At 43.5% G+C, this 11,870-nt stretch carries 6 protein-coding genes, 3 rRNA genes and 1 riboswitch; of the genes, 1 reads left to right on the top strand and 8 read right to left on the bottom strand.

Going from position 1 to position 11,870, the window contains the following annotated elements:
* Nucleotides 1-139: 139 nt before the first annotated feature.
* A riboswitch (purine riboswitch) is annotated at nucleotides 140-241 on the bottom strand.
* 74 nt (nucleotides 242-315) lie between these two features.
* The 4 genes from NYE63_RS02340 to NYE63_RS02325 form a co-directional block, all read right to left on the bottom strand.
* Complete coding sequence (locus NYE63_RS02340) at nucleotides 316-516, bottom strand: NETI motif-containing protein (protein WP_342603926.1); 201 nt, start codon at nucleotides 514-516, stop codon at nucleotides 316-318.
* 528 nt (nucleotides 517-1,044) lie between these two features.
* Nucleotides 1,045-1,160 (bottom strand): 5S ribosomal RNA (rrf, locus tag NYE63_RS02335).
* Between the two features lie 63 nt (nucleotides 1,161-1,223).
* Nucleotides 1,224-4,156, bottom strand: a 23S ribosomal RNA gene (locus NYE63_RS02330).
* A gap of 176 nt (nucleotides 4,157-4,332) precedes the next feature.
* Nucleotides 4,333-5,883, bottom strand: a 16S ribosomal RNA gene (locus NYE63_RS02325).
* The 16S, 23S and 5S rRNA genes sit together here, the layout of an rRNA operon.
* Nucleotides 5,884-6,683: 800 nt before the next feature.
* Between NYE63_RS02325 and NYE63_RS02320 the strand changes: the two genes are divergently transcribed.
* A complete protein-coding gene (locus NYE63_RS02320; RefSeq protein WP_230304103.1) occupies nucleotides 6,684-7,241 on the top strand; it encodes a shikimate kinase in 558 nt (185 codons plus the stop codon).
* A gap of 120 nt (nucleotides 7,242-7,361) precedes the next feature.
* On the opposite strand, the gene NYE63_RS02315 is transcribed toward NYE63_RS02320, so the two are convergent.
* The 4 genes from NYE63_RS02315 to aroD all read right to left on the bottom strand — a co-directional run bounded on the left by NYE63_RS02315 (nucleotide 7,362) and on the right by aroD (nucleotide 11,803).
* Nucleotides 7,362-8,375: a LacI family DNA-binding transcriptional regulator gene (locus tag NYE63_RS02315; protein ID WP_342603925.1), complete on the bottom strand. Its 1,014-nt coding sequence runs from the start codon at nucleotides 8,373-8,375 to the stop codon at nucleotides 7,362-7,364.
* Nucleotides 8,376-8,602: 227 nt separating this feature from the next.
* Nucleotides 8,603-9,811: an MFS transporter gene (locus tag NYE63_RS02310; protein ID WP_342603924.1), complete on the bottom strand. Its 1,209-nt coding sequence runs from the start codon at nucleotides 9,809-9,811 to the stop codon at nucleotides 8,603-8,605.
* Nucleotides 9,812-10,090: 279 nt separating this feature from the next.
* Nucleotides 10,091-10,975, bottom strand: coding sequence for a shikimate dehydrogenase (locus NYE63_RS02305; protein WP_342603923.1), 885 nt, complete (start codon nucleotides 10,973-10,975; stop codon nucleotides 10,091-10,093).
* A gap of 60 nt (nucleotides 10,976-11,035) precedes the next feature.
* Entirely contained in the window at nucleotides 11,036-11,803 is a 768-nt protein-coding gene (gene aroD / locus NYE63_RS02300; protein ID WP_342603922.1) for a type I 3-dehydroquinate dehydratase, read from the bottom strand.
* Nucleotides 11,804-11,870 lie beyond the last annotated feature (67 nt).

Raw genomic sequence — 11,870 nt, 5'->3', positions numbered from 1 at the left:
TATGCAGACGGACGCTTATCATTATCTATCACATGTAAATTAAAAAACCGGACAGGTTGCTTCCTCATCGAGAAAGCAACCTGTCCGGAAAAGAAAGCCCTTTTTGAAAAAGTACAAAAAGACTTGGCTAGTTTCCGAAATAGTCAGATGCTTTTCTCATAGTCCGATGATTTACGGTCATCAGGTAGAAACTTTTGGGCCATATCCCCATGATTATATGAGATGTATTAATGTAACTTCATCTTACCTTCCGGCCTATTTAATGTCAAGTTAATATCGAATATTTTTGCGTGATATTAATTAATCGTTCGTGTTTTACTCGATTAATTTTGCTTCGAATACAATTTTTCGATCAATTGGCACATAATGGACCTTGCCATTCTCGATTCTCTCGGCAAAGATAGGCTCTTCCATTCGCCTTACAGGAAAGTACCCTGCCGCTTTAATTCGATCTAAACAGGCATCGATCGACTCGCCTTCGATAACTTCAAACTTTTCCTTACTCTTTTTACTCATAATATCGATCCCTTCCATAATTTTATTTTGTCTGTCTTCTTCTTTAGTATCCAACTTGCATTATTATTAATAATAAGTTCTTCATCAACAATAAATTCTTCCTAGTATAATGAAAAGAACAAGTTAAGACAAAAATATATTTCAATAAAACCGATTACATTATAATAGAAATATCCATAATTCCTCAGAGTATGAAATCCCTGTGTTCCGTAAGAGCACCTACACTCATAAATTATACATCCCCTTTAATATCCTCCCCGTCTCCCCCTCTGAATTACTATAGCCTGATTCATTAAATTAACCTCTGCTCAATGATTGGTACATATTCGTATATTGCTCTCATGAATTATGTCAATTCAAGTGAGACCGTTGATATAAGAATTCGAGAGGATATAACGATAGTTCGAATTAAATAAGCTGCAGGTAGATTTATTTCACTTTGGAACGGTCAAATTTGCGTTAATTCTCCCTGAAACCGATAACATGGAAATACAAAAAAGACCAGCCGGTTGGCTGGTCTTTGAAATGGCTTGGCGGCGTCCTACTCTCACAGGGGGAAACCCCCAACTACCATCGGCGCTGAAGAGCTTAACTGCCGTGTTCGGAATGGGAACGGGTGTGACCTCTTCGCTATCGCCACCAAACATAAAAGGAACGTTGTTCCTTCAAAACTAGATAATAAGAAGGTATTTCATTTTTTTAAAGCGTTGGTTAAGTCCTCGATCTATTAGTATCAGTCAGCTCCACATGTCGCCACGCTTCCACCTCTGACCTATCAACCTGATCATCTTTCAGGGATCTTACTAGCTTGCGCCATGGGAAATCTCATCTTGAGGGGGGCTTCATGCTTAGATGCTTTCAGCACTTATCCCGTCCGCACGTAGCTACCCAGCTATGCCTTTGGCAAGACAACTGGTACACCAGCGGTGCGTCCATCCCGGTCCTCTCGTACTAAGGACAGCTCCTCTCAAATTTCCTGCGCCCGCGACGGATAGGGACCGAACTGTCTCACGACGTTCTGAACCCAGCTCGCGTACCGCTTTAATGGGCGAACAGCCCAACCCTTGGGACCGACTACAGCCCCAGGATGCGATGAGCCGACATCGAGGTGCCAAACCTCCCCGTCGATGTGGACTCTTGGGGGAGATAAGCCTGTTATCCCCGGGGTAGCTTTTATCCGTTGAGCGATGGCCCTTCCATGCGGAACCACCGGATCACTAAGCCCGACTTTCGTCCCTGCTCGACTTGTAGGTCTCGCAGTCAAGCTCCCTTGTGCCTTTACACTCTACGAATGATTTCCAACCATTCTGAGGGAACCTTTGGGCGCCTCCGTTACTCTTTAGGAGGCGACCGCCCCAGTCAAACTGCCCACCTGACACTGTCTCCCACCCCGATAAGGGGCGCGGGTTAGAATTTCAATACAGCCAGGGTAGTATCCCACCAACGCCTCCACCGAAGCTAGCGCTCCGGCTTCTCAGGCTCCTACCTATCCTGTACAAGCTGTACCAAAATTCAATATCAGGCTGCAGTAAAGCTCCACGGGGTCTTTCCGTCCTGTCGCGGGTAACCTGCATCTTCACAGGTACTATAATTTCACCGAGTCTCTCGTTGAGACAGTGCCCAGATCGTTACACCTTTCGTGCGGGTCGGAACTTACCCGACAAGGAATTTCGCTACCTTAGGACCGTTATAGTTACGGCCGCCGTTTACTGGGGCTTCGGTTCAAAGCTTCGCTTGCGCTAACCTCTCCCCTTAACCTTCCAGCACCGGGCAGGTGTCAGCCCCTATACTTCGCCTTGCGGCTTCGCAGAGACCTGTGTTTTTGCTAAACAGTCGCCTGGGCCTATTCACTGCGGCTTTTCTGGGCTATTCACCCTAAAAAGCACCCCTTCTCCCGAAGTTACGGGGTCATTTTGCCGAGTTCCTTAACGAGAGTTCTCTCGCACACCTTAGGATTCTCTCCTCGCCTACCTGTGTCGGTTTGCGGTACGGGCACCTTACATCTCACTAGAGGCTTTTCTTGGCAGCGTGGAATCAGGAACTTCGGTACTATATTTCCCTCGCCATCACAGCTCCGCCTTAATGGAAACGGGATTTGCCTCGTTTCCGGCCTAACTGCTTGGACGCGCATATCCAACAGCGCGCTTACCCTATCCTTCTGCGTCCCCCCATCGTTCAAACGATGTATAGGTGGTACAGGAATATCAACCTGTTGTCCATCGCCTACGCCTTTCGGCCTCGGCTTAGGTCCCGACTAACCCTGAGCGGACGAGCCTTCCTCAGGAAACCTTAGGCATTCGGTGGAAGGGATTCTCACCCTTCTTTCGCTACTCATACCGGCATTCTCACTTCTAAGCGCTCCACCAGTCCTTCCGGTCTGACTTCAACGCCCTTAGAACGCTCTCCTACCATCGACACCATACGGTGTCAATCCACAGCTTCGGTGATACGTTTAGCCCCGGTACATTTTCGGCGCGGAGTCACTCGACCAGTGAGCTATTACGCACTCTTTAAATGGTGGCTGCTTCTGAGCCAACATCCTGGTTGTCTAAGCAACTCCACATCCTTTTCCACTTAACGTATACTTTGGGACCTTAGCTGGTGGTCTGGGCTGTTTCCCTTTCGACTACGGATCTTATCACTCGCAGTCTGACTCCCAAGAATAAGTATTTGGCATTCGGAGTTTGACTGAATTCGGTAACCCGTTGGGGGCCCCTAGTCCAATCAGTGCTCTACCTCCAATACTCTCATCTTGAGGCTAGCCCTAAAGCTATTTCGGAGAGAACCAGCTATCTCCAGGTTCGATTGGAATTTCTCCGCTACCCACACCTCATCCCCGCACTTTTCAACGTGCGTGGGTTCGGGCCTCCATTCAGTGTTACCTGAACTTCACCCTGGACATGGGTAGATCACCTGGTTTCGGGTCTACGACCTCATACTCATTCGCCCTATTCAGACTCGCTTTCGCTGCGGCTCCGTCTTATCAACTTAACCTCGCATGAAATCGTAACTCGCCGGTTCATTCTACAAAAGGCACGCCATTACCCATTAACGGGCTTTGACTACTTGTAGGCACACGGTTTCAGGATCTATTTCACTCCCCTTCCGGGGTGCTTTTCACCTTTCCCTCACGGTACTGGTTCACTATCGGTCACTAGGGAGTATTTAGCCTTGGGAGATGGTCCTCCCTGCTTCCGACGGGATTTCTCGTGTCCCGCCGTACTCAGGATCCACTCAGGAGGGAACGAAGTTTCAACTACAGGGTTTTTACCTTCTTTGACGGACCTTTCCAGATCACTTCATTTACCCCGTTCCTTTGTAACTCCATGTTGAGTGTCCTACAACCCCAAGAGGCAAGCCTCTTGGTTTGGGCTAATTCCGTTTCGCTCGCCGCTACTCAGGAAATCGCATTTGCTTTCTCTTCCTCCGGGTACTTAGATGTTTCAGTTCCCCGGGTCTGCCTTCAGTACCCTATGTATTCAGGTAAAGATACTGTTCCATTACGAACAGTGGGTTTCCCCATTCGGAAATCTCCGGATCAAAGCTTACTTACAGCTCCCCGAAGCATATCGGTGTTAGTCCCGTCCTTCATCGGCTCCTAGTGCCAAGGCATCCACCGTGCGCCCTTTCTAACTTAACCGTTAAAAAAGATCTTACAGATGCTTTGAAAAAAATTAATTGCCTTCTATCTATTATCTAGTTTTCAAGGAACAAAGCAGAAAGAATCCATCACATCGTGATGCTTGTCTTTCTTATTTGAATGAATTACTCATTCAAAACTGAACAAAACAAAAGCGCTCTCGTAATTATCCTTAGAAAGGAGGTGATCCAGCCGCACCTTCCGATACGGCTACCTTGTTACGACTTCACCCCAATCATCTGTCCCACCTTAGGCGGCTGGCTCCATAAAGGTTACCTCACCGACTTCGGGTGTTACAAACTCTCGTGGTGTGACGGGCGGTGTGTACAAGGCCCGGGAACGTATTCACCGCGGCATGCTGATCCGCGATTACTAGCGATTCCGGCTTCATGTAGGCGAGTTGCAGCCTACAATCCGAACTGAGAATGGCTTTATGGGATTCGCTTACCTTCGCAGGTTTGCAGCCCTTTGTACCATCCATTGTAGCACGTGTGTAGCCCAGGTCATAAGGGGCATGATGATTTGACGTCATCCCCACCTTCCTCCGGTTTGTCACCGGCAGTCACCTTAGAGTGCCCAACTGAATGCTGGCAACTAAGATCAAGGGTTGCGCTCGTTGCGGGACTTAACCCAACATCTCACGACACGAGCTGACGACAACCATGCACCACCTGTCACTCTGTCCCCCGAAGGGGAAAGCCCTATCTCTAGGGTTGTCAGAGGATGTCAAGACCTGGTAAGGTTCTTCGCGTTGCTTCGAATTAAACCACATGCTCCACCGCTTGTGCGGGCCCCCGTCAATTCCTTTGAGTTTCAGCCTTGCGGCCGTACTCCCCAGGCGGAGTGCTTAATGCGTTAGCTGCAGCACTAAAGGGCGGAAACCCTCTAACACTTAGCACTCATCGTTTACGGCGTGGACTACCAGGGTATCTAATCCTGTTTGCTCCCCACGCTTTCGCGCCTCAGTGTCAGTTACAGACCAGAAAGTCGCCTTCGCCACTGGTGTTCCTCCAAATCTCTACGCATTTCACCGCTACACTTGGAATTCCACTTTCCTCTTCTGCACTCAAGTTCCCCAGTTTCCAATGACCCTCCACGGTTGAGCCGTGGGCTTTCACATCAGACTTAAGGAACCACCTGCGCGCGCTTTACGCCCAATAATTCCGGACAACGCTTGCCACCTACGTATTACCGCGGCTGCTGGCACGTAGTTAGCCGTGGCTTTCTGGTTAGGTACCGTCAAGGTACCAGCAGTTACTCTGGTACTTGTTCTTCCCTAACAACAGAACTTTACGACCCGAAGGCCTTCTTCGTTCACGCGGCGTTGCTCCGTCAGACTTTCGTCCATTGCGGAAGATTCCCTACTGCTGCCTCCCGTAGGAGTCTGGGCCGTGTCTCAGTCCCAGTGTGGCCGATCACCCTCTCAGGTCGGCTACGCATCGTCGCCTTGGTGAGCCATTACCTCACCAACTAGCTAATGCGCCGCGGGCCCATCTATAAGTGACAGCGTAAACCGTCTTTCCATCTTCTCTCATGCGAGAAAAGAACGTATCCGGTATTAGCTCCGGTTTCCCGAAGTTATCCCAGTCTTATAGGCAGGTTGCCCACGTGTTACTCACCCGTCCGCCGCTAATCTCAGGGAGCAAGCTCCCGTCGATTCGCTCGACTTGCATGTATTAGGCACGCCGCCAGCGTTCGTCCTGAGCCAGGATCAAACTCTCCGAAGAAATGTTTGACTTGCTCATTTTGCTTTTTTGATAGTGTGTGCTCACTTAAAATTTAACGTTGGCGCTTTGTTTTGTTCAGTTTTCAAAGAGCAATTTTCACAATCGTTCTTCCGAACGGCTGTTTATTCATCATAACATCTTATTGATTAGTTGTCAACTTCTGCGAAGTTTTTAACTTATTTTAAATCGCTGTGTTTTCCAGCGACCATTTCATCTTATCATTTTCACAGTAAGAAGTCAATAGTTATTATTTCTTTCAGCAATCAGCCAAAAGCGATGAAGTTTTTCGTTTGTCTTAGTTGGTGCTTATTTATATTAATCCCTTCCCACAATAAAGTCAACACATTTCATACATTTCCTCGTTAAATGATTTAATCAATTATATAGAGGAATAAATACGCCAGCCATACCTTGGCTTCCGCTTAAAATATATAATCCAACAAAATCATTGATCCCATCCATTTTATTAAATCAAAGACCCATTTGACAAACATTCCCCTTCTACCTAGTAATGCTTTTGGCAAAATCCATAAAACTTGCAATTGATAGGTAATGGCAATAACAACCTTATATATGATGAGGAAACGTATAATTAGATGTATAAATCGAATACTGAAAAATTGATTGTTCCTTTCGGATAGATTGAATTAAAAATAAACCGCTAAATCACGGAATTTCATTGTCCAAATATTAAAAAATTTTTTTACAATTTTACTTTCTTGTACTATAATAAATATATTTTAAAAATTTCAGGAGAGACTTTTAATCATTTTAAAAATAGTTGGGAGAGGGATTTATAAATGATTAATAAAAACACATCTTTGAGGATGCAAAGTATCGTTTTTATTGGCTTTATGGGGGTAGGAAAGACGACGATCGGACAGAAAGTAGCAAGGAAATTATATAGGGACTTTATTGATATAGATCAAGAAATTGAAAAGGAATTCAATATGCCCACTACAGAAATATTCAAGAAGTTTGGGGAAAAAGCTTTTCGCGAAAAAGAAAAAAGTGTGATTGAAAGCTTTAGTCAACAACAATTGAAAATCATTTCAGTTGGAGGCGGGGCATTTTTACAAGAGGATATACGGAATATCTGTTTATCCAATTGCATTGTCTTTTATCTGGACTTATCTTGGGAATACTGGAAAGAAAGAATTGGCTTACTTATTGATAGTAGACCTGTTTTACAAAGTCGGTCCCTTGAGGAAATCGAAGAACTCTTTTACACCAGACAAGAAATATACTCCTATCATCATTCAAAAGTGAATACTAATGATCTTGATGTTGATGAAGTGGCAGACTTTATAGTCGATTCATTGAAAGTAGCCTGGGATATTTATGAACCGCTTAAGTAAGACCATCCTTTTTTTATATAATCAATGTTCCCAATAAAAGAATAATAGAAAAGATGAAAAGGGTACAGCGGTATGGATAACTAGCCTCCTGTATACTTATCACCTTTTTATTTTTCTTTTTTAGGAAGACTCTCTAATAATCAGTTCTGGATTCAATATGATTCGCTGTTGTTCACGTTCAATTTTCTCCATTTGCTGATACAGAAGATTCGCTGCCTCTTTTCCAATACGTCTAGGGAATGAGGAAATGGTCGTTAGCGGAGGATGATAGATTTCTGCGACTGGAACGTTATCGAACCCTACGATATCTATATCTTTTCCAGGGGTAAATCCCTTCATCATTAATCCTTGCATAACACCGAAGGCAATTAAGTCGCTAAAGCAAAAAATTGCGGTAGGCGGATTAGGATTCTCAAGTACTTTCAAAACAGCCTTCAGCCCTCCCTCCCGTGTAGGGGCACTATCTATCACCAACGATTCATCCACTTCCAATCCCGCTCTTGAAAGAGCTTCACGGTATCCCTCCATTCTCTCGATCCAAGTAGAAGATTCCTTGATGCCACCAAGGAGCGCAATTCTTTTATGCCCCTTTCCAAGGAGATGATCAACAGCGATCCTTGCTCCTTCTGGATAGTCTATGCCTACATAGTCACTATTCACTCCAGGCAGTTCCCTGACAGCAAGGACCATCGGCGTGTCAATTTCATTTAACCGTTCAATTGTATCTTGTGAACTTTCAGAGACAGGACAAAGAATCAGGCCTCCCACCCTATGTTCCATCATGGTTGAAAGGAGATGGTCTTGCTTGGCAACCGAGTCGAATGTAGTCCCTAGCAACACTGTATACCCGACCTCATCCAATGCATCGTGAACGCCTATCAGGAATTCAGAAAAAAAGGTATTTGATATGTCGGTAATAATGATTCCTACAGTATCGGAACTCTGCGACCTTAGGTTTGCTGCAATTCTATCATAAACATAACCCAATTCATGCATGGATTTTAATACCTTTTTTCGCGTCGCTTCCGATATTCGAGGGTTATTGCGAACGATAAGGGAAGCAGTGGATGTAGATACCCCAGCATGTTTCGCAACCTGTTGCAGCGTGACCCGCCCTTTTTTGGATTGTTTCATAGTTCAATCACCATCTTGAATGTATTTTTTGATGTACTTATTATTATCATGTTCTTACTATAATAATAATATAGTTACTGTCATTATTACACCCCTTGCTTTTGGAACATGGGTATCTCATCGATTAATACTCACTCCAATACATCTATATCCAATATTCATTAGTCCAAAAAAAAACGCCACCCTAGTTCTAGAAGATGGAGTTTTAAGTAATCCTTCAATATTTTTTAGCCATGGTTAAATATGGTCTGGTGCTGAGTCAATTTTTTATACCGATAATAAACAAAAGCTGCCGCTAGGATTCCTATAGTTGCAATAAAGCAATCAAAAAGAAATATATGCGATATGTCCCCACTCTTAGCAATCAAGCCCGTTGCAATTGGTAAAATGACGCTCGCCAAACTGGATGCCGTCGCAACGATCCCTGTTACAGTTCCTTTTTTCCTCCAGAATAGTTCAGTCATTATTGCAATGGTTAATTGAAATATCCCAGCTGTCGAGGCTCCAAGGAAAAAAGAGCTTATACTTAAGACAATAGGTGAATGAATCGTTAATATGATGATTACCGTAAGTAAAGTAATCATTGGATAAAGCAATATCACCGTCACTGGCTTAATCCATTTGTTTAATAAGATGGATAATAGCAGGACGGAAATAAGTGATCCAACACTATAATAGCTCAATAATTTAATTGCACTTGAAGATGACATCCCTGCGACTTCCTGGCCGAAACTCGGTAACCAGATTTGCGAAACTGTAAATAACGCAGTTGATGTAAACCCAATTATGATTAGCGCGACTCCTTCGTTCCAGAATTTAGGTTCAGTTATGAACCTGTTCATATGCAAATCCTCCTCATTACTGATAGCATCGGATTTGCTTTTTGGAAATGAAGCGGACAACACAAAAAACATATTCATGAAATAGATGACAGCCGGTAATAAAAATGCAAACCCGTAAAATAATTGGTTCGTAGTAAGAAACAAGATCATGAATGGTAGGATGGTTGCACCAAGTGAACCAAAAGCTTTAACCATAACACTGGCGGAACCAGCAGATTCAGGAAACATTTCAGTTAGCGCCGGATATGTACCAGCATCCATGGCTGAGTTGGAAATTCCCGCAAGTAAAGCAAATACAAAGGCCATTTCATATGTGGGGGAAAATGGAATTCCAATTAAAAAAACTCCCATTATAACCGAAGAGACAATGATCAACGGCTTTCTTCCAAATTTATCTGATAATACTCCCGAGAGACCATACGTGAGTAATCTGCCTATTCCTATTGCTGCAATTAGATAACTGATGCCAGTAGAATCCGTATCCCATTGTTCTGTTAAAGAGGACATGTTTGAGGCGAGAATTATATTAACCATCCCCAGCAGGAAATAGTTAATATACATGCCAGATGCCGCTTTAAAATACTGATTTTTCATTATTACACCCCTATAATAAATCACGTTGTGTTTCTCCCCTAGAACACTTTAATGCAAAATGTAATTACGTTAAAGCCTCCCCTTTATGTTATCCATTTTAATGAAAACCACTTTTCAAAAAAAAAAACGCTAAGAAAAACAAAGGATTTCACTCCCTGCATTTCTTAGCTCTGAGGTTTCTGCACTCATTTGATGTAATCATTTAACGATGATACACATCAAGTATCAAAAAACCTCTATTACGATAAAATGGAGAATGATCTCCAGAGTGGAATCATATTATTCTGCAAACAATTGCTCTTTGATGTAATCAACAGGCATCTGTTGACCTGTCCATAATTCAAAGGCCAATGCACCTTGCCAAAGCATCATCCCTAGACCATTAATAGCTGTAGCACCGGCAGCCTCAGCTTGTTCCATTAGTTTAGATTTACGTGGGATGTAAACAACATCGGTTACGATTAAATCAGGACGCAGCATTGATTCGTCTTGAATGACACTTAAGCCTTCAAGTGGTTTCATGCCAACGCCGGTTCCATTTGCCAAAATATCACTAGTTGCGACTTCAGCCTTTAATTGTTCAACATTTTCAAGAGGGTATACATTGGCTTTCACATTTAAGTGCTTCATATCTTCATTGATGATTCGTACATTCTCTTCTGCTTGCGGGAAGAAAGCATCATCACGAGCAAAAATGCTGATTTCCGCCACACCCTCCAGCGCAGATTGAATGGCAATTGGAGTAGCAGCCCCACCTGAACCGATAAGTGTCATTTTCTTGCCTTTAATATCTATACCATGTTCTTTTAGGTTCCGAGTATATCCCATTCCATCGGTACTGTGCCCTACGAACTTTCCGTCGACATTGACAACTGTATTAACGGCACCAGAAAATTTAGCACTGTCTGCCAACTCGTCAAGATATGGAAGGATTTTCATTTTATTAGGCATGGAGACGTTAAATCCTTTTACATTTAATGCACGCATCCCTTTGACTGCATCTTCCAGCTGTTCATTTCCAACTTCAAATGCTAAATAGGCGCAATTCAAGCCTAATTTATCGAAAGCTAAATTATGCATAGCAGGTGATAAAGAATGTCCGATTGGTGTTGCCAGCAATCCTACTAATTCTGTTTTCCCATTAATTCGTCCTAAATTTTCCATGTTCTATTCCCCCTGATTTTTAAAACTTTATATAAATTCCTTCTTGGAAGGAATTATGAGTTAAATATTTTTATCAATGATCTCCAATACATCTCTTAATTGAGTAACAGGAATTTGTCCTGGGGCAGATGCTTCTTTTCCGGCACCAAATGTACAAGCAGATCCAAACACCGCACCTGATAATCGGCTGACCAGGCCTGTCCCCGACATTGACATCGTAATGAATGGACGATCGGCATACTTTGTTTTCATCGTGTAAGTTGCATCTAATAAAATGAGTAAGTCACCAACAGTTTGGGGCATTACAGCGATTTTTGGAATATGGGCGCCAAGTTCCTGCATCTTACGCAATCGGTAAATGATTTCTTCTTTTGCTGGTGTCTTATCGAAATCATGGTTACACATCACTACGTATACGCCATTTTCCTCAGCTACCTTTACAGTCTCCTTAACTGATGATTCTTCATAAAACAACTCCACATCGACAAGATCAATATTCTTCGTTCCAATTGCAGCATGAAGAAGTTGGAAATAATAATCATCGCTGATTTCCTTGTTCCCGCCTTCTTTATGGCTTCTAAAAGTGAAAAGCAGCAAAGTATTGGGTACAGCACTTCTAAGTTTAGAAATCATATCCGAAACGGCTTCTAAGCTTTCAACCTGTTCATAGACATCTACTCGCCATTCAATGATATCCGGCTGTAGCGCATTTACCGTTTCAACTTCTTTAAGCAGTTCTTCTTCAGTTGTCCCCATTAGTGGAACGATGATCTTTGGTACCCCTTCTCCGATCGTTACGTCTTTGATTGTGATTGTGATTGTTTGCATGGATTTTTTCCCCCTTTTATCATTATCATCAGTGGAGATTCATGCCCCACGGATGTTCGGCTAGACC

Origin of the sequence: Peribacillus sp. FSL E2-0159 (assembly GCF_038643155.1) — a bacterium.
In the GTDB taxonomy this organism is placed as follows: domain Bacteria; phylum Bacillota; class Bacilli; order Bacillales; family DSM-1321; genus Peribacillus; species Peribacillus simplex.
Note: the sequence above shows the minus strand (reverse complement) of the source record. Positions and strands in the feature narration are given on the sequence as shown.